Origin of the sequence: Nocardia asteroides (assembly GCF_021183625.1) — a bacterium.
Classification (GTDB): domain Bacteria; phylum Actinomycetota; class Actinomycetes; order Mycobacteriales; family Mycobacteriaceae; genus Nocardia; species Nocardia asteroides_A.
In genome coordinates, this window is sequence record NZ_CP089214.1 from 4,015,503 (window position 1) to 4,041,725 (window position 26,223).

Here is a 26,223-nt window from a genome sequence, read left to right on the forward strand (position 1 = left end):
GCGAACGCGGGGCTGTGTGGTTGGGTGCCAGCATGCTGATCGAATACGGGGTGTGGGTGTCGCGGTTGCTGCTCGGCATGGTGTTCGGGCTCGCCGCGGCGGGGAAGTTGCTGGACGCGCCGGCGACGCGGAAGGCGGTGGGGGAGTTCGGGGTACCGGTCCGCGCGGTGCCCGCCGTCGCCGCCGCACTTCCCTGGCTGGAGGCGGTGATCGCGGCCGGGGTGCTGGTCCGGCCGGTGGCCGGGCTCGCGGCGGGCGCCGCGGTGCTGACGCTGCTGATCTTCACCGGCGCGGTGCTGCGGCTGCTGCGCGCGGGCAAACACCCGGCCTGCGCCTGCTTCGGCGCGAGCGAGCGGCCCATCGGCGGAACAACGCTCGCGCGCAATGGAATCCTGCTGGCGCTGGCCGCGATCGTGCTGGCGGGCGCGCTGCGCTACCCCGAGGTCCCCGGGATCCTCCCCGCGGACAACACCTTCGGGCTCACCCTCTTCGCGCTCCTCGCCGCGGTGCTGCTGTGGCTGGCGGGCGAGCTGCTCGCGGTGCGCCGCAGGCTGGACCAGCAGGCGCTGACCACGCTCGGTGCCGAGGGTTTGCCCGCCGGTGCCGTGGCACCGGAATTCGAGCTGCGCCCGGCCGATCCCGGTGCGACCCCGGTGACGCTGGCCGACCTGCTGGCCGACGGCCGCGGCGTGCTGCTCGTCTTCGTGCACCCGGGCTGCGAGATGTGCGCGGCGCTGGCCAGGGAGCTGCCGCGCTGGCAGCGCCGGGTCGCGGAGACGCTCACCATCGTCACGGTCGGCAACGGCGACCCGGCGGAACATGCCGCGTGGGGGGCGGAGCAGCGGCTCGGCGATATCCCGGTCCTGGTGCAGCAGGGAAACGAGGCGGCGCTGCGCTATCGGGTCCGCGGAACCCCGTCGGCGGTCCTGATCGACCGGGAAGGCCGGATCGCCGCCCCGGTCGGCCGCGGTGCGATGGCCATCAGGGACCTGATCGTGCACCCGAAGGTGGCCGCGCCTCGGTAACGCGGACGGTTCCGGGGAGTGTGCCCGAAATTTGCTGCAACTCAATCATTTTCGCGCGATGAAATGTCAAGCCCTATTACGATCAGCTCCGCAAGGCTCCATCGCCCGACGACTCTCGAGGTGACATATGGCTGACTTCGCGTTCACGGACTACTCCGGCAAGGAATTCATCATCCGGCTCGACAACGACCAGCGGATCGAGGAGGCCAGGCGCATCCTGTCCGGGGAGGAGACGATGTCGGTCCACGTCATGGGCCGCATCCGGAAGCAGCGGGTGGACTACAACCCGCACTGGAGCTTCCACCTGGACCCGGACACCATCACCTTCTTCACCATGGCGATCGAGGTGTGCGACTCCTCCATCACCTACACCGAGGACCACCTGGACGAGGCCTGCGGCGCCTTCCTGCCCGGCTGCTTCTGGTGCCCCTGGTCCTCCAAGCTGACCAGGGAGGTCGGCGCGCGCGTCAGCGCCTGACCGCTGCGCTCCGCCGGTCGGCCCGCTGCGGGGCAGGCCGGCGGAGCACCGTCAGTGCGTCTCCAGCTTCTTCGACCGCAGCTCGTGGCCCTTGGAGGTCTTGCAGCGCCCGCTCGTTAGATCCCACTGCCAGCCGTGCAGGTTGCAGGTCAGCGTGCTGCCCTCGATCACCCCGAACCGGGAGAGGTCGGCCTTGAGGTGCGGGCAGCGGCGCTGGATCTCCCAGCCGGCCAGCTCGACCGAGGCGGAATCGTCGTGTGCCTCGGAGAACCAGCCGTCGGCGTAGGCGATCCGCTCGTCGGTGAGGCACTTGAAGAAGGTGTAGAGGAACTCGTTGTAGCCGCCGATGCGCCAGGTCTGGAACCGGGTGGAGAGGAAGATGGTGTTCACCCAGTCCGGCTCGTCGTCGCGCAGCACGGTGCGGACCAGCTCGGGCGCGATGCGGAAGCCGTAGCGGTACTTGCCCTCGCCCTCGATGGGCGCGCGGACCACCCGCTTGGGGAAGTCGAGCACCACCGTCTCGTCGCCCATGACCAGCCCGACCGCGTACCCGATGCCGTCGCAGATGAGGTCGCTCTGGGCCATGATCGGCTCGAACTTGGCGCGCAGCGGCTCCAGCAGCGGGCCGTCGCCGTAGGCCCAGGTGGCCTTCTGCGCGGCGATGACCGGGGCCAGCCGGGTGGCCATCTCCTCGATGTAGGCGGCCTTGTCGCCGTAGATGGTCGCCGGGTCGACCGGGTGGGTGAGCTCGAGCTCCTTGCCGTGCAGCTCGGCCACCGAGCCGGGGATCATCAGGATCCCGCCGGAGTTGCCGTTGATCCGCATCTGCTCCAGGAAGGTCTCCTGGTCGGGGAAGATATTGCTGTTCTCCGGGGAGAAGCGGTCCTCGGTGTCGTTGAGGTAGCGCAGCTCGTCGTCGAGGAAGACCGGCGGCCCGGCCGACGGCACCACCCAGGTCGCGCCGACCTGCTCGATGTAGGAGCGGGCCCGGTCCATCCCGCGCTGCCGCTTCTGCCTGGCGAAGTTGGCCTTGGTGCGCGCGGGGATGTCGTAGACCATCGGGTACCAGATGGCGCCGGAGTACTGCAGCAGGTGGATGTCGATGTGGCCGAACGCCTGGTCGAGCAGCTCCATGTCGACCGGGCGGGCATCGTTCATGTTGAAGCAGGTGGTCTCGCCGTCGGAGACGACGATGCCGGAGTCGCCGATCGGGCCGTCGGCGGGCGCGCGCAGCGCGATGATCATGATCTCCAGCGCACCGCCGGGGCCGGTGACGGTGTGCTTGACCGAGTCCTCGGTCTCGAAGAACTTCTCGAAGCCCAGCTTCTCCAGTTCGCGGCGCAGCTCCGGTACCGGGTAGTCCGGCAGCAGCACGGTCGCGTTCTTGTTGACGTGCTCGAGCAGGTTCTTCGCGTCGAAGTGGTCGCGGTGCAGGTGTGAGACGTAGAGGAAGTCGACGTCGCCGATGGCGTCCCAGTCCAGCCCGGTGTTGTCCGGGAACGGCACCCACGAGGCGAAGTAGGCCGGGTTCACCCAGGGATCGCAGAGAATCGTCCCGGCCGTGGTGCGGATGTGGAAACCGGCGTGTCCGACGCTGGTGATCTGCACGGAATACTCCTCCTGACCGTTGCCAGATGCCAAGGGTAATCCGTCGGAACGGCGCCTGCTCAGGGGGTGACGTCGCCGATGCAGTAGCCCTGCGCAGCGGCCTCGGCGGTCGCGGAGCCGTCGGTGAGGGTGAAGGTGCGGGTCTGGGTGGCGCCGGTCGCCTGGGTCACCGGCGCCTGCACGGTGATGTAGCCGGCGCCGAGCCAGGCCGAGGTGAGCTCGGTGTCGTCGAAGGCGGTGACGCCGGTGAGCGCGCCCGGCTTGTTCGCCAGCGGCGCGGGCAGCGGGGCGCCGGTGCCGCGCGGATCCCAGGTGGCCGGGGTGGCGGCGCAGACCAGCGGGTGCTCGCCCTCGGTGTCGGCGGGGTCGAGCGGCTGCCCGACGAAGCGGGAGAGGTAGCGGCGCACCACGTGCCTGGCGTCGGCGTCGTCGAACTGCGGGGTGGTTCCGGTGGCGAAGACCCGGGGGCAGGCGTAGCCGGACTCGATGTCACGCAGCTCGGCGCGGACCGTCACCGCGGGGCCCTGCCAGCTGACGGCGGTCGCGGTGGCCGTGCCCGGCCTGGCCAGCGCGGCGAGCACCGGCGCGGCGTCGGCGTACATCTCCGCGACGTGCGCGGGCGCCAGCGTCCAGCAGGATTCCTGCAGCTCATCGATCGGCCGCGTGGTGAGGTCGGCGGCCCAGCGGCGCAGCGCGGGTGCGGCCTCCGGAGCGCCAGGCACCGCGCCGACCGGCGGGGCGTCCGCGGGCACCGGCGGCACCTCCGGCGGGGGCGGCGCGGCCGGAATGCTGCTGCTCGGCACGGCGGCGGACGTCGTGACCTGCGCCGCGGGCTGTTCCGGCTCGTCGCCGGGGATGCCGGAGACGGAGTCGCAGCCCGCGATCAGCGCCACCGCGAGGCCACCGAGCACCAGTCTCCGCGCTTGCCGCCGCGGGCGGAGCGGGGGAGCGGGGTGCTGGGCTCGCGGATCGCGGTGCACGTCGACGTACCTCTTCTCTCGTGATGCCTGGTGCCGGAGCGGAAGGATGCGGCGACTACGCTAGCGGAACTGTGGAACCCGTCTACCGCACGATCATCGGCCTTGCCCGGACCGTCTTCTTCGTGCAGGGCCTGAAATTCACCGTCACCGGCGCGGAGAACATCCCCGCCACCGGGGGCGGCGTCGTCGCCATCAACCACACCGGCTACCTGGACTTCACCTACGCCGGGCTCCCCGCGCGCACGCCGAAGCGGTACATCCGGTTCATGGCGAAGAAGGAGGTCTTCGACAACAAGATCTCCGGCCCGATCATGCGCGCGCTCAAGCACATTCCGGTGGATCGCGGCGCGGGCGCCGACTCCTACCAGGCCGCCGTGCAGTACCTGAGCCGCGGCGAGCTGGTCGGGGTGTACCCCGAGGCCACCATCAGCCGCAGCTTCGAGATCAAGGACTTCAAGTCCGGCGCGGCCAGAATGGCGCTAGAGGCCCAGGTGCCGATCATCCCGGTGGCGATCTGGGGCGCGCAGCGGGTCTGGACCAAGGGCCACCCCAAGCGTCTCGGCCGCACGAATACGCCGATCCACATCGTCGTCGGCGAGCCGATCCAGCCGTACGAGCCCGCCGCCGAGCTGACGGCCGAGCTGCGCACGACCATGCAGCGACTGCTGCTGGACGCCCAGCGCGACTACCCGCACGAGGAGGGCGCGTACTGGGTGCCGTCCCGCCTCGGCGGTTCGGCGCCCACCCTGGAGCAGGCGAACGAGCTGGACGCCGCCGATGTGGCCGAGCGGGCCGCGAAGCGCGCCGCCCGGAGCGATCCCGACCAGCGCGATTTCCGGAATCCGGACGCGGACGGATAAAATTTCTCCAGCGCCTCGCGGGGCGCGCGCGGATGTAGCGCAGCTGGTAGCGCATCACCTTGCCAAGGTGAGGGTCGCGGGTTCGAATCCCGTCATCCGCTCTTCACCTGATTCGGCCGGAGGATTCCGGCAACCCCACGGCCATGTTCGTTCGCCCGCACACCGTCGTCCCGGGTGCAGACTCAGCCCCCGGGGACGAAATCCGGATGTGCCGTGCGGTAACGGCCTGTCACCTGGCACGATCTCCCCTGTGGTCGCGTCGTGCAGATGCACACGACGACGCGATCCGGCGCCGCGCGCGGCGACGTTGCAGAGAATTCACCAGGGAATTTCTGGATACCGACCAATCGGTAGCCGCAGTCGTGTCGAATCGCCGAGGAGAGTGTGTTGTGCAAGAGCTCGAGGTGTGAACCCAATGGCCACAGCTGGTGTGTCCGCAGAACGGACAGTGGTGAGCGGGGTGCTGCTCTCGCGGTCGTCGACCGACGGCGCGAGCCCAACCGTGCTGCGCACGGCGGAGCGGGATGTCGCCGACGGCGCGACCGTCGAAACGATCGTCACGGTCCTGGACGAGGTGGGCACGGCGCCCGGCTCCGACGTGACGATCGATGACATCGCGGTCGCCTACCGCTCCCCGGCGCAGCGCCGGGAGATCCTGGCCGCGCTGGCCGACGGCCCGTGGCGCACGGCGTCGCTGGTGTCGACCAGGTCGGCGCTCGCGGCCTTCGTCGCGCACCTGCCCGAGGTAGCCGGGCACGACACCGTGCTGGTGCTGGAGGCCGCGGATTTCCACACCACCTGCGCGGTGGTCGGCCCCGGCCGCAACCAGGCGCCGGTCGGCGACTCCTGGCAGACCGTCGTCGCCGACGCCGAGGGCATCGAGCGCACGCTGGCCCGGGTCCGCTCGGTGCTCACCGCGGTGAACGGCACGCCGGACGCGGTGGTGCTCTGCGGCTCGGCCGCCGACGACGCCGCCCTGGCCGAGGCGCTGCGCTCGGCCTTCGGGGTGCCGGTCGTGCACCCCGCCGCGCCGGGCCAGGCCGTCGCCAAGGGCGCCGCGCTCGCCGCGGCGAGCAGCAAGGCGGCTCCGGTCGCCGCCGCCGCGCGCCGCCGGGGGGTGCGGCCGCTGCTGGTCGCGGCCGCCGCCGTGCTGGTACTCGGCGCGACCGGCTTCGCCGCCGCCCAGGTGCTCGACAGCGGCCACACCGAGCAGCAGCCGTCGCCCGCCGCCGTCGCCAGCTCGGCGCCCGCGCCGTCCGCGGCCGCGCCGGAGCCGTCCCAGCCGCCCGTCGAGCCCCCGCCGCCGGTCGAGCCGCCCCCGCCGCCTGCCGAGGTACCGCCGCCCCCGCCCGTGGAGATCACCGCCGAGGTGGCCGAGTCGGCCCCGCCGCCGCCTGCGCCCCGGCCCGCGCCGCAGCGCCCCGCGCCCCCGCGGACGACGCAGGCCCCGCCGCCGCCACCCGCGCCGGAGCCGGCCCCGGAGCCGGCGCCCGAGCCCGCTCCCGAGCCGCCCCCGGCCCCCGCACCCGCCTCGCCGATCGCGCCGCTGCCGAGCGGGCTCTTCCCCGGCGAGGCGATGCCGCCCGCCGCGGACGCCGACCCGGAGGTGCAGCGGCGGTGGTGGGAGAACCACCTGAACATGAAGGAGCAGTGGCTGAACAGCGGCGGCGGTTAGCGGAAGGCGCGCAGCCGCAGGCTGTTGCTGACCACGAACACCGAGCTCAGCGCCATCGCGGCGCCGGCGAGCATGGGGTTCAGCAGCCCCGCGACGGCGAGCGGGATGGCGGCGACGTTGTAGGCGAAGGCCCAGAACAGGTTCCCGTGGATGGTGCGCAGGGTGTGCCGCGCGAGCCGGATGGCATCCGCGGCCACCCGCAGGTCGCCGCGGACCAGGGTGAGATCGCTCGCCTCGATGGCGACGTCGGTGCCGGTGCCCATGGCGATCCCGAGGTCGGCGGTGGCCAGCGCGGCGGCGTCGTTCACGCCGTCGCCGACCATGGCGACCGCCCGGCCCCGCCGCTGCAGTTCGCGCACGGTGTCGGCCTTCTCCTCGGGCAGGACGTCGGCGATCACCTCGTCGATCCCGAGCTGCGCGGCGACGGCCCGCGCCGCGGCGGCGTTGTCGCCGGTGAGCATGACCGGGGTGAGCCCGAGCCCGCGCAGCCTGCCGACCGCCTCGGCCGAGGTCGCCCGGACCGCGTCGGCGACGACGAGCACGCCGCGGGCCCTGCCGTCCCAGCCGGCCAGCACCGCGGTGCGGCCGGCGCGCTGCGCCCGCTCGACCGCGGCCGCCAGCTCGGCGCCGACCTCGAGGCCCTGCTCGGTGAGCAGCCGTACCCGCCCGACCAGCAGCTCGTTGCCGTCGACGGTGCCGCGCACGCCGAGCCCCTCCCGATTGGCGAAGCCGGTGACCGCGGCGAGCGCGCCGGTGCGCTCCTCGGCGGCGGCGGCGATCGCGCGGGCGATCGGGTGCTCGGAGCCGTGCTCCAGCGCGCCGGCCAGCGCGAGCACCCGGTCGGCGTCCTCGCCGTCGGCCGGGACGACCTCGAGCAGCGTCATGACGCCGGTGGTGAGGGTGCCGGTCTTGTCCAGCACGACGGTGTCGACCCGGCGGGTCTGCTCCAGCACCTCCGGCCCCTTGATCAGGATGCCGAGCTGCGCGCCGCGCCCGGTGCCGACCAGCAGCGCCGTCGGCGTGGCCAGGCCGAGAGCGCACGGGCAGGCGATGATCAGCACCGCCACCGCGGCGGTGAAGGCGGCGGCCACCGAGCCGCCGGTGCCGAGCCAGAAGCCGAGCGTGCCGACCGCGAGCGCGATCACCACCGGGACGAAGACGCCGGAGATCCGGTCCGCCAGCCGCTGCGCGCGGGCCTTGCCTGCCTGCGCCTCCTCGACCAGCTTCGCCATCCTGGCCAGCTGGGTGTCGGCGCCGACCCGGGTCGCCCTGACCACCAGCCGCCCGCCGACGTCGACGGTGCCGCCGGTCACCGCGGCGCCGGGCCCGACCTCGATCGGCACCGACTCGCCGGTGAGCATGGCGGCGTCCACCGCCGACGAGCCGTCGACCACGACCCCGTCGGCGGCGATCTTCTCGCCAGGCCGGACCACGAACTCGTCGCCGACCAGCAGCTCGCGCACCGGGATCCGGCGCTCGACCCCGTCCCGGCGCACCGCGACGTCCTTGGCGCCGAGCTCGAGCAGCGCCCGCAGCGCCGCCCCAGCCTGCCGCTTGGAGCGTGCCTCGAAGTACCGCCCGGCCAGGATGAAGGTGGTGACGCCCGCCGCCGCCTCCAGGTAGATCGCGCCGGTGCCGTCCATCCTGGCGATGGTGAACTCGAACGGGTGCGTCATCCCCGGCGTGCCCGCGGTGCCGAGGAACAGCGCGTAGAGCGACCAGCCGAAGGCGGCGAGCACGCCCATCGACACCAGGGTGTCCATGGTGGCGGCGCCGTGCCGCAGGTTGGTCAGCGCCGCGCGGTGGAAGGGGAGCGCACCCCAGACCACCACCGGCGCGGCCAGCGTCAGCGAGAGCCACTGCCAGTTGCCGAACTGCAGCGCCGGGATCATCGCCATGGCGATCACCGGGACGGTGAGCAGCGCCGAGATCGTCAGCCGGTTCCCGGCTTCGTCCGCCGGGTCGGTCGCGGCCGGTGCCTCCGCCTCCGGGGGCGCGGGCAGCGCGGCGGTGTACCCCGCCTGCTCGACCACCTCGATCAGCTGATCGGTGTGCACCGCCCCGGTGACCTCGACGTTCGCCTTCTCGGTGGCGTAGTTGACCGTCGCGCTGACGCCGTCGAGCCGGTTCAGCTTCTTCTCGATCCGGTTCGCGCAGGAGGCGCAGGTCATGCCGCCGATCACCAGCTCGATCTGCCCGGCGGGCTGCTGCGTGGCCGTGGTCATCGGGCGCTCCTTCCTCGGTGGGTCCGCCCCTACCATACCCCCCTAGGGTAATTTGTCGAGGCCGTGCAGGTGCCGCGCGGTCGGCGACGCGGCGACGGCCTCCGGATCCGGGTAGGTGCCGAAGAGCCGGTCGGCGGTGCCCGCGCTTGTCACCGTGAACCAGTAGTGCTCGTTCCGGTAGTGGTGGTGCCGGTGGTTGCGCCACACCGCGCGGTAGAGCGCGCGCTTCGGCCGGTAGTCGGTGTGGATCAGGTAGTGCGTCCATTCGTACGCGGTGCCGAGCACGGTGATGGTCAGCAGGAAGGTGAGCCCGAGCTCGATCCGGGGGAAGGCGAGCAGGGCGATCGCGGTCAGCACCGCGATGGTGACCAGCAGTGAGCGCGGCGGGATGAAGATCAGCGGGATGTCGCGCGGGTCGGCGTGGTGCTCGCGGTGCTTGCGGGCCAGCTCGGAGTCGATCGAGACCGGTCCGAGCCGGCGCGGGCGCCAGTGCAGCACGGTCACGTGGATCACCCACTCGACGGCGGGGAAGGCGGCGAGCGCGAGCAGCGGCACCAGGGCGTCGGTCGGCCGCCAGTCGCCGAGCGCTAGCCGGGCGGTGAGCGCCGCGACCAGCGTCGCGGCGATCATCCAGGGCGAGGGGTGGCGCAGGAACTCCGTGAACGCGGCGCGCAGGGAGAGGCCGCGCCGGACCGGGCGGGCTCTGGTGCTCATCGCTGCTCCTCCGGGGTGAGGATCTCGATCAGGGCGGTGGTTGCGGGCTCCAGCAGGGCGCGGGCCAGCGCGGCTGCCTCGTCGGGGTCGCCGTCCGCGACGGCGGCGGCGAGGGCGCGGTACGCCTCGGCATTGCCCACCTCGGCGGACATGACCGGGGCCAGCGCCGCCAGCGCGGGTTCGTAGGCGGCGCGCAGCATGGTGAACATGAGCCGGAAGACGATGGAATCGGCGGCGTCGACCACGTGGTCCCAGAAGGTGAGGGCGGCTCGCTGCGCGGCAATGGGGTCGCCTGCCTCGGCGGCGACGGCCTCCGCGGCGGCGACGATATCGGCCGCGATGTCGCTGCGGCGGGCGACGGCAGCCGCGCCGGCGGCGTGAGGGGAGGCCGTGCCGGCAGCACCCCGGGGAGCCGCGTCGGTAGCGCTGTTGGGTGCTGCGCCGGCAGCGCTGAGTGCTGCGCTGGGATCGTCGCCGACGGCAGCGCGCAGGCGGCCAAGGCGGGCTGCGGCCAGCTCGGCCACCTTGGGGCCGTTGTGCAGCCGGACCTCGAGGATGCTGCGGGCCACCGCGGGCTCCAGCACGCCGTCCCGGATCAAGAGCCGGGGCAGGATCTCCAGCCCGGAGCCGTGCCGGTAGTCGAGCACGGTGGTCGCGTCGCCCTGCCGGACCGCGACCAGCCCGGCCCCGGCCAGCCGCTGCAGCGCCTCCCGCACGGCGGGCCGGGAGACGCCGAGCGCCTCGGCCAGCTGCCGCTCGCTCGGCAGCGTCGAACCGGGCGGGAGCTCGCCGCTGAGGACATCGGCCGCGATCTGTTCGAAGACGTCGGCCGAGACCGAGCGCCTGACCACCGGTTGCAAAGGCATGCCGGAAGTCTGCGCCGAAGTTGGTCAGAGGTCAAGTGGTCATACCAGTCAGCTGGGGTCGGAGCCCCTGACCGCGGCCAGCCACAGCGCCGCCGCCACTCCCACCGAGCAGGCCGCCGCGAAGGCGTCGAGCCCGCCGCCGGCGATATACACCCAGAACAGCGCGGCGAACGGCGCGGCGACCGCGGACTGCGCGTCCAGCACCAGCCGCCGCCGAACCCCGCCCCGCGCCCCGGCGCCCGGATCCGGCCGGGACGGATTGTCGACCAGCTGCCCCGGCGGCTCGGTGCGCCGCACCCGCCCCGAGGGGAACAGCCGCCCGTCGGCGACCAACAGCGCCTCCCCGGCCGGAACGTCCCGCTCCACCAGCGTGAGCAGCGCCGGATCGAAGAAGACCGGAACCCAGGCCGATCCACCCCCCGACTCCGGAACCACCTCGATCCACGACCGGCTGACCAGCCGGTGCTGCTGCCGCACCCGGCGCACCCGCACCCGCCCGCCCGCGGGCACCCCGCCCCCGATCCAGCCCAGCGCGAACGCCAGCTGCACCCCGCTGTACCCGAGAATCCCGAGCGCGACCGCCGCGAGCCCGCCGAGCTGGTCCGGATCGGCGAACGGCGCCCACGCGGCACATACCGCGAGGGCGCCGATCGTCACGGACACCGGGTAGGCCGCCACTCGACGGCCCGCGCTCACTTCACGAAACCGATGGTGGTGTAGTCCAGCGAGGCCAGCCCGGCCGCGCCGAAGTTGGCCAGGTCGGCGCGGACGGCGACATTGCCCGGCGACTGCAGCAGCGGCAGCGAGTGCCCCTCCTCGAAGACCTTGCGGTCGATCTCGTTCGCCTTCTGCACCGCCTTCGCCGGGTCGAGCTCGGAGATGGTCTCCTCGATCAGCGCGTTCAGCTCGGGCGAGCCGATCCGGCCGTAGTTGCCCTGCAGGTCGTTCGGGTTGTACCCGTAGATCTGGTTCAGGCTGCCGAGCGGGAACGGGTCGCCGACCCAGGTCCACTGCGCGACGTCGAAGTTGCCCGGCTGGATCACGTCGGTGAAGTAGCCGCGGCCCGGCTTGGTCTCGATGTTCAGCTTGACCCCGACCGCGCTCAGGTTCTGCTGGATGATCTGCGCGATCTGCACCCAGGTGTCCGCGTCGTACATGATGTCGCGGATCTCCAGCCTGCGGCCGTCCTTGACCCGGACGTCGCCGTCCAGCTTCCAGCCGAGCGCGTCCAGCTCGGCGGCTGCCGCGGCCGGGTCGAAGGGCGGGCTGTTGTCCTGGTAGCCCTCCTGGCCCTGCAGGTAGATGTGGTTGTTCAGCGGCTTCGGCTCCTGCACCAGCCCGTTGTGGATGGCGGTGGCGATGCCCTGCCGGTCGATCGCCTTGAAGATCGCCACCCGCAGCGCCGGGTCGGCCAGGATCGAGCCGGGCGCGCCGTTGAAGGTCAGGTGGCTCCAGCTGTTGCCGGGCGCGCGGCGGATCGCGATGCCCGGCGTGGCCTGCGCGGTGCGCAGGTCGTCGCGGGAGCCGATGCCGACGGCGTCGATCTCGTTGTTCTGCAGCGCCGGGATCTGCGCGGCGCTGTCGAGCACGCTGTAGGTGATGGTGTCCAGCTTGGGCTTGTTCCCCCACCAGAGCGGGTTGTGGCCGAGCACGACCCGGCCCTGCGCCCGGTCCACCGACTGCACCAGGAACGGCCCCGCGGTCTGCCCGATGCCGTCCACCAGGCTCTTGTTGAACGCCTCCGGATTCTGCATCACCGCCTTGGGGAAGAGGAACGAGTTCCCGGCGAACTGCCCGCGCCAATCGGCGAAGTGCTTGTCGAAGGTGAGGATCGCCTGCTTGTCGTCGACGCCGCGCTCGACCTTCGCGACCCGGTCGAAGCCGCTGGTGTTGGCGATCAGGAAGGCCGGGTCGCGCCCGCTCAGCGCGTTGGCCTGGGCCGCGATGTCCTCCCAGGTGATCGGGGTTCCGTCGGACCACACCGCGGCCGGGTTGATGGTGTAGGTCACCTGCTGCGGCTCGGTGCCGGTGAGCTCGATGCTGGTGAAGTAGTCGGTGTTGATCGAGAGCGCGCCCGCGGCGTCGGTGCGGTAGGCGCGCGGCATGGCAGGCCGCAGCAGGCCGGTCAGCTCGGCGTCGTTGCCGTCGTTGGAGAGCGCGTTCCAGTTGGCGGGCAGCGCGGAGAGCGAGAGCCGCAGGTTGCCGCCGTCCTTCAGCTCGGCCGGGTCGCGCGGGTTGATGTCGCTGCTGCTGCCGATCGCGGCCACCGCGCCGTCCGGTGCGCCGGAGTCGTCGGTGCTACACCCGGTCGCGATCAGGCTCAGCGCGATCAGGGGTATCGCGAGACGGGCCACCGTGGTTCTGGCACGCATGGCACTCCTTCCGGTCCGGTTCGGCGGGGTCACTTCAGGAACCCGATCCTGGTGTAGTCGTAGGATGCGAGCCCGGGCGCGCCGTAGTTCGCCAGCTCGGCCCGCACGGCGACGTTACCCGTGGACTGCACCAGCGGAACCGAGAAGCCGATCTCGAAGAGTCTCCGGTCGACCTCGTTGGCGAGTTCGATCGCCTTCGCCTGGTCCAGCTCGGCCAGCGTGCGCTCGATCAGGGCGTTGATCTCCGGGGTGCCGATCCGGCCGTAGTTGCCCTGCAGGTCGTCCGGGTTGTAGGCGTACACCTGCGGCAGGCTGCTCAGCGGGAAGGCGTCGCCGGACCAGACCCAGTGCGCCACGTCGAAATCGCCCGGCTTGATCACGTTCGTGAAGTACCCCGAGCCGGACTTGGTGTCGATGCTCATCCGCACCCCGATCGCGGCCAGGTTCTGCTGGATGATCTGCGCGATCTGCACCCAGGACTGGGCGTTGTACATGACGTCGCGGAACTCCAGCCTGCGGCCGTCCTTGACCCGGACGTCGCCGTCCAGCTTCCAGCCGAGCGCGTCCAGCTCGGCGGCGGCCGCGGCCGGGTCGAAGGGCAGGCTGTTGTCCACGTACCCGAGCTGGCCCTCCACGTAGACGTGGTTGCCGAGCGGCCGCGGCTGCTGCACCAGCCCGTTCTGCACCGCGTTCGCGATGCCGGCCCGGTCGATGGCCTTCGAGATCGCCACCCGCAGCGCCGGGTCGGCGAAGATCGAGCCGGGCGCGCCGTTGAAGGTCAGGTGGCTCCAGCTGTTGCCGGGCGCGCGCCGGATCGCCACCCCCGGCGTCGCGCGCGCGGTGCGCATGTCGTCGATGGAGGCGATGCCGATGGCGTCGATCTCGTTGTTCTGCAGCGCGGGCATGGTCGCGTCGTCGGTGAGCACCGAGAAGGTGATGGTGTCCAGCTTCGGCCGGTTCCCCCACCAGCGCGGGTTGTGGCCGAGCACGACCCGGCCCTGGGCCCGGTCCACCGACTGCACCAGGAATGGCCCCGCGGTCAGGCCGATGCCGTCCACCTGGCTGTCGTTGAACGCCTCCGGTGTCGCCGTCACCGACTCCGGCACCAGGAAGGTGTTCCCGGCGAACTGGCCGCGCCAGTCGGCGTAGTGCTTGTCGAAGGTGAGGATCGCCTGCTTGTCGTCGACGCCGCGCTCGACCTTCGCGACCCGGTCGAAGCCGTTGGTCATCTTGATCAGGTAGCGCGGGTCGCGGCCGCTCAGCGCGTTGGCCTGGGCGGCGAGGTCGCGGTAGGTGATCGGGGTGCCGTCGGACCAGACCGCGCTCGGGTTGATCGTGTAGGTCACCCGCTGCGGCTGCTCGCCGGTCAGTTCCACGCTGGTGAAGAAGTCGGTGTTGACGCTGAGCGCGCCTGCCGCGTCGGTGTTGAAGGCGCGCGGCAGGGTGGGGCGCACGATGCCGCTCACCCCGCCGTCGGCGTCGGTGTGCAGCGGGTTCCAGTTCTGCGGCAGCGCGGTGGCGGCGAGCCGCAGGTTGCCGCCGTCGCGCAGCTCGGCGACGTCGCGCGGGTTGATGTCGCTGGTGCTGCCGAGGGTCGCGTCGCCGTCGGCGGCCGGGTCGTCGGGGCTCGCACACCCGCCGAGCACCAGCCCCGCGGCCAGCAGCGGAATCACCCAGCGTGTCGTGCGCCTGCCCACCGTCGTTCTCCTATCCGCTGACGACCGGAATCGGTACCGCGTCGATCAGCGCGCGGGTGTACTCGTGCTTCGGGTCAGCGAAGATCTGTTCCGCGGGCCCGGCTTCGACGATCTTGCCGCGGTACATGACCGCGATGTCGTGCGCCAGATTGCGGACGACCGAGAGGTCGTGCGAGACGAAGAGGTAGGAGAGCCGGTGCTCGGCCTGCAGCGCGCGCAGCAGGTTCAGCACGCCCGCCTGGATGGAGACGTCCAGCGAGGAGACCGGCTCGTCCAGTACCAGGAGCTTGGGCGCGAGCGCGAGCGCCCGCGCGATGCTGATCCGCTGCTTCTGCCCGCCGGAGAAGTCGGCCGGGTAGCGCTCCGCGTGCTCCGGTCGCAGCCCGACCTGGGCGAGCAGCTCCGGCACCCGGCGGGCGATCTCGGCGCGCGGCCGCCGGTCGATGCGCAGCGGCTCGGCGATGGCGTCGAAGACCGGGAGCCGCGGGTCCAGCGACGCGGTTGGGTCCTGGAACACGATCTGCATGGCCCGGCGCAGCTCCCGCCTGCGCTCGCCGGTGAGCGCCGCGACATCGGTGCCGAGGATCTCGATCCGGCCCTCCTGCGGCCTGGCCAGATCCAGGATCTGGGTCAGCGTCGTCGACTTGCCCGACCCGGACTCGCCGACCAGCGCCAGCGTGCGGCCCTCGCGCACCTCCAGGTCGATCCCGTCGACCGCGCGGACCTCGCCCTTCTTCCGTTTGAAGACCAGCCCCGAGGTCAGCGGGAAGGTCTTGACCAGCCCCGAGACCCGCAGCACCACATCCGGTTTCGTGACTGCGACGGGCTCCGGCGGCGCCTCGATCTCGGCCCGGTAGGCGCCGAAGAGGTCGCCGGAGCCGACCTCGCCGGTGCGGATGCAGGCGGCGCGGTGCGCGGGCGCGACCTCGGCCAGCGGCGGCTCGGCGGCCAGGCACCCGTCCACCGCGACCGGGCAGCGCGGGGCGAACGAGCAGCCGGGTGGCAGCGCGTGCATGGCGGGCGGGGCGCCGACGATCGGGATGAGCGGCCTGCGTGCCGGGCCGTCCATGCGCGGGATGGAGCCGAGCAGCCCCACCGTGTACGGCATCCGCGGCACGCCGAAGAGCTCGCCCGCGCTCGCCGTCTCCACGATCCGGCCCGCGTACATGACCGCGACCCGGTCGGCGAGGGTGGCGGCGATCCCCATGTCGTGGGTGATCATCACGACGCCGGCGCCGGTGATGTCGCGCGCCTTGCGCAGCAGCCCGAGGATCTGCTGCTGCACCGTGACGTCGAGCGCGGTGGTCGGCTCGTCGCAGATGATCAGCGCCGGGTCGTTGGCGATGGCCATGGCGATCACCACGCGCTGCCGCATGCCGCCGGAGAACTCGTGCGGGAAGGCCTTGGCGCGCAGCTCCGGCTCCGGGATGCCGACCAGGTCGAGCAGCTCGACCGCGCGCTTCGCCGCCGCGGCCTTGCCCATCTTCCCGTGCGCGAGCAGCGCCTCCGCGATCTGCTCGCCCACCCGGTAGACCGGGGTGAGCGCGGAGAGCGGGTCCTGGAAGACCATGCTCACGGTGCTGCCGCGCAGCTTGGAGAGTTCGCGGTCGCCGAGGCCGAGCAGCTCCCTGCCGCGCAGCCGGATCGAGCCGCTCACCCGCGCCTGGTCCGGCAGCAGCCCCATGACGGCCAGCGACGAGACCGACTTGCCCGAGCCGGATTCGCCGACGATGGCGAGGACTTCGCCGTCGGAGACGGTGTAATCCACCCCCCGCACCGCATCGATGCGCCCCTCTTCGCCCGGGAAAGAAACCCGCAGGTCACGAACTTCCAACAGCGGATCGGTCACGACTTCTTCTCCGACTTCTTGGACCGAGCCCGCGCGGCACCGGGATCGAAGGCATCGCGCAGACCGTCGCCGACCAGGTTGGCGCAGAGCACGACGAGGATCAGCAGCCCGCCTGCGAAGAGGAACAGCCACGGGAAGGTGAGCGCGGAGCGGGTGCCGTCGGCGATCAGCGAGCCGAGCGAGACGTCCGGCTTCTGCACGCCGAAGCCGAGGAAGCTGAGCCCGGTCTCGGCCATGATCGCCGCGCCGACGCTGAGCGTGGTGTCGATGATCAGGATCGAGGCGATGTTCGGCACGATGTGGCTGATGATCACGGTCCAGGTCGATGCCCCCATGTACCGTGCGGCCCTGACGAATTCGCGATCACGCAGGCTCAGCGTGAGCCCGCGCACGATGCGCGCGCTGATCATCCAGCTGAAGACCGCGAGCAACACGATGAGCAGCGCGATCGAGCCGCTGCCCTTGGTGCGCGGCGCGAAGATCGCGATGATGATGAAGCTCGGCACCACGAGCAGCAGGTCGACGAACCACATGATGGCCCGGTCGGTCCAGCCGCCGAGCAGCCCGGCCATCGCCCCCGCGATGGCCGCGATGGCGGTGCTGAAGAGGGCGACGCAGATGCCGATGATGAGCGATTTCTGCAGCCCGCGCATGGTCTGCGCGAGCACGTCCTGGCCGATCGCGTTGGTGCCGAAGGGATGGCTCGGGCTCGGCGGCTTCTGCAGCGCGGTGTAATCCAGCTGCTGGTAGTCCCACTTCAGCAGCGGTGGCAGCGCGAAACTCGCGATCACCATGAGGATCAGCACGACCCCGCCGACAACGGCGGGCTTGTTCCGCAGGAAGCGCCGCAGCACCAGCTTCTTGCGCCCGGCCGCGGCGGTCGGCTCCGGCGCGCCCTGGACGATGAGCTCGGCTTCGGTCATCCCACACGCACCCTTGGATCGAGAACGGCGTACACGACGTCGGAGAGCAGCCCGGAGATCAGCACGACCAGCCCGGCGAAGGCGGTCACCGTCACCACCACGTAGAGATCCTGGGCATTGATCGAATCGATCAGCCACTCGCCCATGCCGTGCCAGCCGAAGATCTTCTCGGTGAAGGCGGCGCCGGTGATGAGCCCGCCGAAGCTGTAGGCGAAGAGCGTCGCCATCGGGATCAGCGCGGTGCGCAGCCCGTGTTTGTAGAGCGCGTGGCTGCGCGTGAGCCCCTTGGCCCGCGCGGTCCTGATGAAATCGCTCTGCAGCACGTCGAGCATGGCATTGCGCTGGTAGCGGCTGTATCCGGCCATGCCGCCGAGTGCCAGCGCGAGCGTCGGCAGCACCAGGTGCTGTACCCGGTCGAGCAGCTGCGGGCCGAACCCGACGATGGCGTTCGCCGAGGTCTCGCCGGTGTAGAGGAAGATCTGCGTGCCGGTGACGCTATTGACCTGCAGCGCACCGTACTTCAGCAGCGTCGCGAGCAGGAAGATCGGCGTGCTGAGGATGAGCAGCGAGACGATCGTGGTGAAGTAGTCGCTGAACCGGTACTGCCGGATCGCCCCCGCCGCGCCGATCAGCACGCCGAGCACGGTGCCGATGATCGAGCCGATAATCAGCAGCCGCAGGCTGACCAGCACCCGGCGGCCCAGCTCCGCGCTCACCGGCTGCCCGGTCAGGGTGGTGCCGAAATCGCCGTGCGCCACACCTGCCACCCAGACGAGGTAGCGCTCCGGAATCGGGTCGTTCAGGTGGAGTTCCTCGGCCTTGGCGTCGATCACCGACTGTGGCGGCCGCGGATTGCGCTGCTCCAGGCTGTCCAGCGGGCGGAAGGTCAGCGAGGCGAGGCTGAAGGTGAGGAACGACGCGAGCAGCAGCAGCACGACGTAGTTCAGCGCGCGGCGGAGCAGAAAGCCCGTCATCGGTCCCCTGGGTCACTCGTCGGCCGGATGTTGATCCCCGCATCATAGGGACGGCGGTACCGGTACCGCATGCCGTGTATCGGCGACCCCGGCTCCGCGCGATCCGGCAGGATGGGTGGGTGACCCGTCTGCACCTACCCAAGCCCGAGCTGGTGGCCTCCGATGTGGACGGCACGCTGATCGACCGCGACGAGCGGGTGACGCCGCGGACGAAGGCGGCCGTCGGCGCCGTCGTCGCCGACGGCGTGCCGTTCGTGCTCGCCACCGGCCGCCCGCCGCGCTGGGTGCACCCGGTGCTCGACGGCCTCGGCTTCGCGCCGCTCTGCGTCTGCGGCAACGGCGCCGTCGTCTACGACAGCGCCGCCGACCGGGTGCTGATCAGCCGCACCCTCGACGTCGAGACGCTGGCCTGGCTCGCCGACGTCGCGGAGCGGGCGCTGCCCGGCTGCGGCCTCGCCACCGAGCGGGTCGGGGAGAGCGCGCACGACGCGGTGACCCCGCAGTTCGTCAGCACCCCGTCGTACGAGCACGCCTGGCTCAACCCGGACGACACCGCGGTGGCGCGCACCGAGGTGATCGACACCCCCGCCATCAAGATGCTGATCCGGCTGGTCGGCGCGCGCAGCGGGGATATGCGGGCGGCGCTCGCCGCCGAGGTCGGCGCCGCCGTCGACATCACCTACTCCACCGACAACGGGCTGATCGAGCTCTCCGCGCCCGGCGTGACGAAGGCGTCCGGGCTGGCCGCGGTGGCCGAGCTGCTCGGCGTGGCGGCGGCGTCGGCGATCGCCTTCGGCGACATGCCCAACGACGTCCCGATGCTGAGCATGGTCGGGCACGGCGTCGCCATGGGGAACGCGCACCCCGAGGCGCTGGCCGCCGCCGACGAGGTCACCGGGACCAACTCCGACGACGGCGTCGCCCGCGTGCTCGAGCGCTGGTGGAGCTGACCCCGGCCGGGTCCCTCGACCGGCCGGGGCCAGGTTCTCAGCCCGCCGGAGCGGGGGCGGGCGCGGGGATCGGCGCGGCGGCCGGGTTCTTCCGCATCTCTTCCTGGTACGTGTCGTTGTAGGTCTTCCAGATCGTGGTCACGATCCCGGTGATCTGGTTCAGGATCAGCGACCCGTGCTGGAAGTCGGCGCGCAGCCCGTCCGGCACCGGGTAGGAGTTGGCCAGCGGCAGCCCGAGCACCCCGGCGTCGGCCCCGAGCTGCAGGAACCGGTCCAGGATCGCGCCGAGCACCTCGACCACCCGGCCGTTCGGCGCGGTGTAGACGTAGCCGTTGGTGAAGCGGGCGAACTGCTGGCCCTGGGACGCGGGCAGCGGCTCGGAGACGGCGTCGCCGAGCGGGCTCGCCGCCCCGCCCTTCTCCGCGTAGTACCTGGCGATGATGTTGTCGTTCACCCGCTGCAGCAGCCGCCCGGTCAGGGTGGCGAGCGCGTTGAGATCGGCACTGCCACCGCCGGGCGGCGCGCTCATCCCCGGCCCGCCCGCGGCGATGTCGCGGATCCGGTCCATCAGCGCGTAGGCGGCGTCGCCCGGGCAGGTGGTGTTGCCGACGTCGCGGTGCGCGAAGACGATCGGCAGCGCGACCTCCTCGCCCTCGGCGTACGGGGTGTACTCGGTGCCCTCGGAGTACATGAGGGTCTCGCCCAACGGGTCGAGCCCGGCGATCCTGGTGCGCCAGCCCACGTACTGCCCGACGGCGTTGATCGCCACGCTGGTCGGCGCCTCCGCCTCGTGGTTGCCCATCAGCGCGACCCCGGCGGTGTTCTCGTTGAACCCGCCCGCGTGCGCGCCCTGCACCGGCCGGTCCAGCCCGCCGAACCGGCCCTCGAAGATCTGCCCGTACTTGTCGACCAGGGCGTTGTAGCCGATGTCGCACCAGTCCAGCGTCTGCGCGTGGTAGGCGTAGATCGCCCGCACGATGCCTGCCGACTCCGCCTTCGTGTAGTCGTTGCGGCCCGCCGTGTGGTGCACGGTGACGCCGCCGAGCGAATCGTCGTAGGTGGGCTCCAGGCAGCGGATGGACTCGTCCGCGCCCCACTGCGCCCGGCTGATCACCCGCGGCCCGCCGTCCGGCAGCGCGCCGGCGATCTCGCTCAGCTCGCCGTCGATATCGGCGCGGCCCGGGTCGATGAGCACGGCGGTGAGGTCGGGGACGCCGTGCGCGGGGTCGACCTGCTCGGCGATCGGGGCGATCGACGGGCCAGGCGCAGCCGCCCTGGTGACCAGCACCTGCACCGCGTTGGTGCTGCCGACGTAGACCGGCTCGGTGCCGTCGACCCGGGGCGGGGCGCTGTGGTCGGAGGCGCCGGTATCCACCGGCTCGGCGGTGAACCACGGGCCCCAGCTGCCGTCCGGCGCCGCGGCGCGGACCAGGGCGTCGGTGCCTGCCAGGTCGGCGGCGGTCAGCGCGACCATGCTGAACGGCTGGTCCCTGGTGATCTGCTTGACGCCGGCGCCGACCAGGTCCGCGTACTGGGCGGGCAGCGCGCCCGGGGTGAGCGCGGGGGTGGCCGGGGTGGTGCCCGGCTCCAGCCGGGCGGGGTCGGCGATGAATCGGGTGCTGCCCAGCCTCGGCAGCGGGACCTGCGAGGGCAGCGCGACCCCAGGCGGCGCCGGGATGCCGGGGGGGACCGGGACCGATTCCGGCAGCGGGAGCATGCGCAGGTCGGACAGCCGCAGATCGGGCAGGTCGAGCCCGGTCAGCTCGTCCAGCGGGAGGATCACGTCGGGGACGGCGCTGAGCGCCGCCTCGGCCAGCCGGGCGGGGATCGCGGCGAGCTCGCTCTCGTTCGCTGCGTCGTAGCGGGTGGAATCACTCTGGGTGAACGTCGCGAGGGGAGCTGCCACCGCCAGGATCGCCACAACCGGGAGAACGTAGGAGCGTTTCGGTTTGCGAGAGGGCACGAGCGTCTCCAATCAGGTGGAACGGTGGATCAAGCTGCGCGATTCGGGGGCTTGCGTGTCAGACGGTTCTGCTATCACACTAGTCACTATTGTCACATATCTAAACCTCTGGTCGAGGTTGAGGTGATTGCTCGAATGTAGCCTCCGTCTTGCTCGTACGGAAGCTACGACATGCCGTTCGAAGGGAGTTCGTCGTGCAGCGAATCCATCGGCGCCGGGGGCGGCGCGGCAGCCGAACCCCGGACCCGGCGCTAGCCCCGCGGCGGCTGCTGCTCGCCTGCGGCGCGCTCGCCGCCTGCGCGCTCGCGGTCGCCTTCGCCTGGCCGGGCGCCCCCTACCGCCCGACCACCGGCGACGGCCACGGCCGCGGCCTGAGCCAGCACGGCGCCTTCGAGAGCGCGCAGGACGGCTGGGACGCCGAGCGGATCCTAGCGCACTACTACCCGGGCGCCGAACTCGGCCGAATCGGTCCGACCCTGCTCCGGGTCCGGCTGCAGACGCAGGACGACTCCTCGCTCGACGCCTATGCCGACGCAGGCGCCATCGTGGCGGGCCGCGCCCTCGAGCCCGGGCAGGTCGCGCACCTCACCCCGCTGCCGGACGGCGGCGCGAACGTCCTGGTCACGCTCGGCTGCGACGGCGAGGTGGTCTGGCAGGGCGCCACCGACGACCCGTGGGTCTACCCCATCGATCTGGGCCCGAACCGGCCGCCCGCCGAGCACCTGAAGCTCTGCGGCGGCACCGGGTACCGCGGCGCGCTCGGCGTCGCGCTGGAGGAGGGCTCGGCGCGCACCGTCAACGAGGTGGACGTCGAGGACTACCTGCTCGGCGTCGTCCCGACCGAGATGCAGGCCAACTGGGCGGACAAGGGCGCGGGCGAGGCGCTGCGCGCGCAGGCCGTCGCGGCGCGGTCGTACGCGCTCGCCGAGCAGCGCTACGACTACGCGCAGACCTGCGACAGCACCGACTGCCAGGTGTACCCCGGCACCGAGCGGGAGGACCCGCGCACCACGGCCGCCGTCGCCGCCACCGCCGGAACCGTCCTGCTGCGCGACGGCCACCTGCTGCGCTCGGAGTACTCCGCCGCCCCCGACGGCGGCGAGCCCGCCGACATCGACACCTTCGAGATCGGTCCGCTCCCCGCCGACCTACCCCCCAACCCGTACCTGCGCCCCGAGCCGGTCCCGCAGGACCAGCGGGTGGACACCGGCACCGAGGGTCCGACCGTCATCCAGGTCGAGTACCAGCGGATCGGCGGCCCCCACAGCGCCGTCGGCACCCCCGTCGGCCCCGAACTCGACCTCCCCCTCGGCGCCGGCACCTACCAGCTCTTCGCCAACGGCGTGATCGTCGCGACCGACACCCTCGGCGCCCAGGTGGTCGACTTCGACACCCTGCTCTCGATGATCCCCGAGAACCCCTGAGCTCGACGCCGCGTCACCGTTCGACAAGCACCCGGGCCAGGCCCTGCTGGTTCGCCGCAGGGACGCGGAGGACCTGGTGCTCACCACGGCCGCCAGGGCCGAGCTGGAACAGACCGCGGCGTCGGTGACCACTCGGATGTTCGTCGCGCTCATGCAGCGGGATGCGGGCGTCCGTGAACTGGTCACCGACGTGCTGCCCGAGGTGTTCCCCTGGGTCGCGTTCCTGTCCACCGACGAGGTGCTCGAGTTCGTGCTCGAGCTGGTCACGACCATGCGTGCGGCCGATTCGCTGCACAACCCGGCCCCGGTCGTGCAGGTCATCCAGAGCTGGCGGCACACCGCCGAAGTGCTGGCCGACCCCGAACTGGCCGCCGTCCTCACCGCCGATTCCGACCTCGACCTATCCACCAGCCTGGCTCCTCGTGAGACTCAGGCTCGGGAGTCTTCCTTTCAGGGCGCAACCCACTTCCATGGCCGCAGGCCCCGGTGCCCACGTAGGCAGGCCAGCCGGTAGTCCGCCTGGTGGCGGGCGTGTTCGGAAACAGCGGCGTGCCGTGACGCGAACAGACACAGCTCGAAGGATCGGACGTCGCGGACTACCGGATAGCCCTCCCAGTCGGTGACGTCGGAGCCATAGGCAGCGGCGAACTGTTCCCACCGTGCGGGTGAGTCCGAGAGGGTGTCGGACTGAAAGGCGACGGTGGCCTGATCCCACTCCGGGGGTCCGATGCAGCAGCGTTCGAGGTCCACGACGTGTCCTCCGCTGGCTGCGGCCATGGTGTTGGCTGGAGATGGGTCACCGTGGATGACACGCCACGGGCTCGGCGAGATAGCTCATGGCCGCCACCACGTCATCAACGATGATCGATGGGCTGCCGGTCGGCCGGGAGGCCAGGACCGCGACTGCGCCCTCAGCTATCGCGGCACCTGCGAAGTCGTGGCCGTCGACACGGCTGCCGCTCAGCGCGGCGAACAGTCCGCCCGCCTCTACCTGCCGGGAGTCGAACGCGGTCGCTGCGGTGACGGTCGCTCGGTCGTCGTTGACGGCGTCGAGCCGACCGCCGACCGCGTGCGCGATCTCGGCGAGGGTCATGGGGATCATGGGTTCCAACCTTTCGATTTCTCCGTTACGCCAGGAGTCCGGGACAGGAGGGTCGGCCGGGAACATGCGGTGCCCCATCTTCAGGGCTGGAGGTAGAGCCGCTCGTTTGGAAGCCGCGAGAGGCCCGCGCAGTGGCTGAGATCGACGGTGACGGTGACGCGTCGGCTGGCGGTCACCTCGCAGACGAACACCAGCGCGGCCGTCAGGCATGCGACGAAATCCATTCGCATACTGGTGAAGTGGATAGTGAGGTGGACGTCGGGTTCGTCGGGGCGGGGTGAGTGACGGCTGTGGTTCATGACGGTTCGGTGCCGGCGAGGGCTTGCCCATCGGAGGCAGAAATGGAGTTGCTCATCTCGTGGCCTGCCCTACCTCGCGGCGCTGCCCGACCGCGATCTGCCACTCTGCCCGCCGGTTCTGGAAGGCCTCGCCGTCGTTCGTCGGTCAGCATCCCACCGGGCCTGAGCAGGGCAAGAATTTCGGCTTCGAGGGTGTGCGTCGACGGGAGCCGCCTGGCCCGTAGCATTGTCCGCGCTATCGGGCCCCATGTGGGCAAAAGCATAGATTTCTCCCCCTGGTCCGGCTAAAAGGCCTGGCAATACGCGCGCCGATCTTGCGTAGTGGTCTTCAAGTAGTGCTCCAGGAGCAAGGGAACCACCGCGAACAGGTGCGCCGTCCCGGTGCAGCTACCGAATCCAAATGGGATGAGGCTGACCGGCTGCTTACCGACCACCAGCCTCAACATCGCCGAGTGCGATGCCGTCGGTCGCCACGGCTGGTTTCGATATGCTTGCTCATTGCAAGCGCCTTTCTGCTCGTCCTGCGCCCCTGGTGGAACCCGCCGCCGAGGACTCTGGTCGTCAACCCGGCGGCGGGTCATACCATTGAGCGTCGCGCTTGCCGAAGCGGGAAAACAGCGCAAAACTGTAGGCAAACGACGGTCTGTCGGTTCTGCATGGGGAGCAGTCACGAACACGCACATTCGGTCGATGAGACTGGCAAAGGGCCTGACGCAGGCGGAACTCGCCGCGCAGGTCCGAGACGAGATCGAGCGGGTGACCGGAAAACCGTCACCGGTCGACGCGCAAGCCATCAGCAGGATCGAGTGTGGTGAGATCAGTTGGCCCAGGCGCAGCACCCGGCTGGCTCTCGTGGCAGTGTTGGGTGCGGAGTCGGAGTCAGCACTCGGCCTGTTCGCCAAACGAACTCGACGCGAATCCGAGAGGAGTGACGCCACGAAACGCAGGAATTTCCTTGCCCTCACAGGCTCGGCAGTATCCGAGCTCGCTGATAGCGCTCCTCGACGTGTCGGAGTTGCCGATGCGACGGCGATGCGCAGTAAGTTCGCGCGATTGGTGGAGTTGGACAGCTATTTGGGCGGGGCTGACACATTTCACCTGTACTTCTCCGAGCTCAGCCGGACGGAGCAGATTCTGACCCGCTCGAATCAGACCCTGAAACTCCGCCGAGAATTAACTATATTGGCCGCCGAGCAGGCCCAGCAAGCCGGATGGGCAGCGTTCGATGCGGGGCGCGCGGACATGGCTGTTCGATTCTTCGATTATGGCCGTCGAGTGGCTGAAGAAGTGGACAGTATGGATCTTGTCGCGAACTCTTTTCTGCATGTATCTTACGTGACCGGAGCGGCGGAATCCGTTCGGTCCGCCGAATTGGCGCGTGCAGCAATAAGTCCAGGCGCACGAGGGAAGAGAATGGCGCTACTCGACTCGCGGCGGGCGTGGTCCTACGCCGTCAGCGGCAACCGAGACCAGGCTGCGCGCGCTCGACACCGCACGCCACGCAGTCGACAGTGCCGACGATTCGGCCCCGCCTTGGTGTAGTTGGGTCGACCATGCCGAAATAGACATCATGACCGGGAGGGTGTGGTCGGTGCTGAGAGACCCGGATGCCGCCATCGAACCACTCACGAGAGCGCTGGAGAACTACCCGGATTCGTGGTCACGGGACAAGTCGCTGTATCTGACGTGGCTGGCCGATGCCTGCCTCGACGCCGGTGACATCGATCGGGCGATCACTGCCGGTGAGCAGGCGTTGTCACTCGCGACCCGCGCCGCGTCGGTACGTCCCCTGTCGAGAGTGCGGGAGGTGGCACGTCGTTGTGCGGCAACCAACAGTCCGCACGGTGTGGACCTTGCGCAACGCGCACAGGCAACCCGACTCACTACGATGAGTTCGCTGTAACGCGATCTACCCACGCGGCGTAGCTGTCGGTACACCAGTCGATCGGCACGGCGGTGACTTCTGGGCTCTCCCACTGATGCAATACGGCAACCTGTGATGCCAAACGGTCGCGGACGCGATCCGAAGTGCGGAGAGTGACGCGCCACTCCTGCCCTTCGCCGAGTTCACCGAGATGCCAGAAAACCGAGGTAGATGGACCTGCGATTTCGGCGCTTGCCGCTAGCTTCTCCGCAACCAGCGCGCGGGCGAGGGATTTCGCCTCGGCTTCCGTCGGCGTGGTGGTGGTGACCGACCAAACTCGTGCCGTTGTCATGCGACGACAGTATCGCTCGCCGT

Annotated in this window: 24 protein-coding genes and 1 tRNA gene; 9 read left to right on the top strand and 16 right to left on the bottom strand. The window is 71.0% G+C overall.

Annotated features, from left to right (window positions below; genetic code table 11):
• Positions 1-32 precede the first annotated feature (32 nt).
• Together LTT61_RS19055 and LTT61_RS19060 are read left to right on the top strand one after the other, a co-directional pair.
• Complete coding sequence (locus tag LTT61_RS19055) at positions 33-1,025, top strand: peroxiredoxin family protein (RefSeq protein WP_233015448.1); 993 nt, start codon at positions 33-35, stop codon at positions 1,023-1,025.
• Between the two features lie 127 nt (positions 1,026-1,152).
• Positions 1,153-1,503, top strand: a complete 351-nt coding sequence (locus LTT61_RS19060) for a calmodulin (protein WP_233015449.1) — start codon at positions 1,153-1,155, stop codon at positions 1,501-1,503.
• 51 nt (positions 1,504-1,554) lie between these two features.
• On the opposite strand, the gene LTT61_RS19065 is transcribed toward LTT61_RS19060, so the two are convergent.
• Together LTT61_RS19065 and LTT61_RS19070 are read right to left on the bottom strand one after the other, a co-directional pair.
• Entirely contained in the window at positions 1,555-3,111 is a 1,557-nt protein-coding gene (locus tag LTT61_RS19065; protein WP_233015450.1) for a Rieske 2Fe-2S domain-containing protein, read from the bottom strand.
• A gap of 59 nt (positions 3,112-3,170) precedes the next feature.
• Positions 3,171-4,022 (bottom strand): hypothetical protein, encoded by an 852-nt coding sequence (locus LTT61_RS19070; RefSeq protein WP_233015451.1) that lies wholly within the window; start codon positions 4,020-4,022, stop codon positions 3,171-3,173.
• Positions 4,023-4,162: 140 nt separating this feature from the next.
• Here LTT61_RS19070 and LTT61_RS19075 point away from each other — a divergent pair, with 140 nt between their 5' ends.
• The 3 genes from LTT61_RS19075 to LTT61_RS19085 all read left to right on the top strand — a co-directional run bounded on the left by LTT61_RS19075 (position 4,163) and on the right by LTT61_RS19085 (position 6,626).
• A complete protein-coding gene (locus LTT61_RS19075) occupies positions 4,163-4,951 on the top strand; it encodes a lysophospholipid acyltransferase family protein (RefSeq protein ID WP_233015452.1) in 789 nt (262 codons plus the stop codon).
• Positions 4,952-4,979: 28 nt separating this feature from the next.
• Positions 4,980-5,052, top strand: a tRNA-Gly gene (locus LTT61_RS19080).
• A gap of 350 nt (positions 5,053-5,402) precedes the next feature.
• Entirely contained in the window at positions 5,403-6,626 is a 1,224-nt protein-coding gene (locus LTT61_RS19085; RefSeq protein WP_233015453.1) for a hypothetical protein, read from the top strand.
• Here the strand turns inward: LTT61_RS19085 and LTT61_RS19090 are convergent.
• Genes LTT61_RS19090 through LTT61_RS19130 form a run of 9 tightly spaced genes read right to left on the bottom strand, consistent with a single transcriptional unit; the run spans position 6,623 to position 18,246 of the window.
• A complete protein-coding gene (locus LTT61_RS19090; RefSeq protein WP_233015454.1) occupies positions 6,623-8,851 on the bottom strand; it encodes a heavy metal translocating P-type ATPase in 2,229 nt (742 codons plus the stop codon). The genes LTT61_RS19085 and LTT61_RS19090 overlap by 4 nt on opposite strands.
• A 42-nt stretch (positions 8,852-8,893) precedes the next feature.
• Positions 8,894-9,565: a sterol desaturase family protein gene (locus LTT61_RS19095; protein WP_233015455.1), complete on the bottom strand. Its 672-nt coding sequence runs from the start codon at positions 9,563-9,565 to the stop codon at positions 8,894-8,896.
• Entirely contained in the window at positions 9,562-10,431 is an 870-nt protein-coding gene (locus LTT61_RS19100; RefSeq protein ID WP_233015456.1) for a FadR/GntR family transcriptional regulator, read from the bottom strand. The genes LTT61_RS19095 and LTT61_RS19100 overlap by 4 nt, the downstream gene beginning before the upstream one ends.
• A 48-nt stretch (positions 10,432-10,479) precedes the next feature.
• Positions 10,480-11,088: a hypothetical protein gene (locus LTT61_RS19105; protein WP_420094662.1), complete on the bottom strand. Its 609-nt coding sequence runs from the start codon at positions 11,086-11,088 to the stop codon at positions 10,480-10,482.
• A 35-nt stretch (positions 11,089-11,123) separates the two neighbouring features.
• A complete protein-coding gene (locus tag LTT61_RS19110) occupies positions 11,124-12,803 on the bottom strand; it encodes an ABC transporter family substrate-binding protein (RefSeq protein ID WP_233015457.1) in 1,680 nt (559 codons plus the stop codon).
• Positions 12,804-12,832: 29 nt separating this feature from the next.
• Entirely contained in the window at positions 12,833-14,500 is a 1,668-nt protein-coding gene (locus LTT61_RS19115; protein ID WP_233015458.1) for an ABC transporter family substrate-binding protein, read from the bottom strand.
• Between the two features lie 10 nt (positions 14,501-14,510).
• Positions 14,511-16,349, bottom strand: a complete 1,839-nt coding sequence (locus LTT61_RS19120) for an ABC transporter ATP-binding protein (protein WP_233015459.1) — start codon at positions 16,347-16,349, stop codon at positions 14,511-14,513.
• A complete protein-coding gene (locus tag LTT61_RS19125) occupies positions 16,346-17,272 on the bottom strand; it encodes an ABC transporter permease (RefSeq protein WP_233015460.1) in 927 nt (308 codons plus the stop codon). The genes LTT61_RS19120 and LTT61_RS19125 overlap by 4 nt, the downstream gene beginning before the upstream one ends.
• The gene (locus tag LTT61_RS19130; protein ID WP_233015461.1) at positions 17,269-18,246 is read right to left on the bottom strand and encodes an ABC transporter permease; all 978 of its coding nucleotides are present in this window, start codon (positions 18,244-18,246) and stop codon (positions 17,269-17,271) included. The genes LTT61_RS19125 and LTT61_RS19130 overlap by 4 nt, the downstream gene beginning before the upstream one ends.
• 119 nt (positions 18,247-18,365) lie before the next feature.
• On the opposite strand from LTT61_RS19130, the gene LTT61_RS19135 reads away from it, so the two are divergent.
• Complete coding sequence (locus tag LTT61_RS19135; RefSeq protein WP_233015462.1) at positions 18,366-19,196, top strand: HAD family hydrolase; 831 nt, start codon at positions 18,366-18,368, stop codon at positions 19,194-19,196.
• 37 nt (positions 19,197-19,233) lie between these two features.
• Here LTT61_RS19135 and LTT61_RS19140 read toward each other — a convergent pair whose 3' ends face one another.
• A complete protein-coding gene (locus tag LTT61_RS19140; protein WP_420094663.1) occupies positions 19,234-21,102 on the bottom strand; it encodes an N-acetylmuramoyl-L-alanine amidase in 1,869 nt (622 codons plus the stop codon).
• A 251-nt stretch (positions 21,103-21,353) separates the two neighbouring features.
• Here LTT61_RS19140 and LTT61_RS19145 point away from each other — a divergent pair, with 251 nt between their 5' ends.
• Together LTT61_RS19145 and LTT61_RS19150 are read left to right on the top strand one after the other, a co-directional pair.
• Entirely contained in the window at positions 21,354-22,583 is a 1,230-nt protein-coding gene (locus LTT61_RS19145) for a SpoIID/LytB domain-containing protein (RefSeq protein ID WP_233015464.1), read from the top strand.
• 76 nt (positions 22,584-22,659) lie between these two features.
• Positions 22,660-23,097, top strand: a complete 438-nt coding sequence (locus LTT61_RS19150; protein ID WP_233015465.1) for a hypothetical protein — start codon at positions 22,660-22,662, stop codon at positions 23,095-23,097.
• On the opposite strand, the gene LTT61_RS32975 is transcribed toward LTT61_RS19150, so the two are convergent.
• The 3 genes from LTT61_RS32975 to LTT61_RS19160 all read right to left on the bottom strand — a co-directional run bounded on the left by LTT61_RS32975 (position 23,034) and on the right by LTT61_RS19160 (position 23,909).
• Entirely contained in the window at positions 23,034-23,360 is a 327-nt protein-coding gene (locus LTT61_RS32975; protein WP_420094664.1) for a hypothetical protein, read from the bottom strand. The two genes, LTT61_RS19150 and LTT61_RS32975, sit on opposite strands and share 64 nt — an antisense overlap.
• A gap of 19 nt (positions 23,361-23,379) precedes the next feature.
• Positions 23,380-23,685, bottom strand: a complete 306-nt coding sequence (locus tag LTT61_RS19155) for a Mur ligase domain-containing protein (RefSeq protein WP_420094665.1) — start codon at positions 23,683-23,685, stop codon at positions 23,380-23,382.
• 80 nt (positions 23,686-23,765) lie between these two features.
• A complete protein-coding gene (locus LTT61_RS19160) occupies positions 23,766-23,909 on the bottom strand; it encodes a hypothetical protein (protein WP_233015466.1) in 144 nt (47 codons plus the stop codon).
• Positions 23,910-24,674: 765 nt separating this feature from the next.
• On the opposite strand from LTT61_RS19160, the gene LTT61_RS19165 reads away from it, so the two are divergent.
• Positions 24,675-25,526: a hypothetical protein gene (locus tag LTT61_RS19165; RefSeq protein ID WP_233015467.1), complete on the top strand. Its 852-nt coding sequence runs from the start codon at positions 24,675-24,677 to the stop codon at positions 25,524-25,526.
• A 341-nt stretch (positions 25,527-25,867) separates the two neighbouring features.
• Here LTT61_RS19165 and cutA read toward each other — a convergent pair whose 3' ends face one another.
• Positions 25,868-26,200 carry a divalent-cation tolerance protein CutA gene (gene cutA / locus LTT61_RS19170; protein ID WP_233015468.1) on the bottom strand — a complete coding sequence of 111 codons (333 nt, stop codon included), beginning with the start codon at positions 26,198-26,200 and terminating at the stop codon, positions 25,868-25,870.
• Positions 26,201-26,223: the final 23 nt, after the last annotated feature.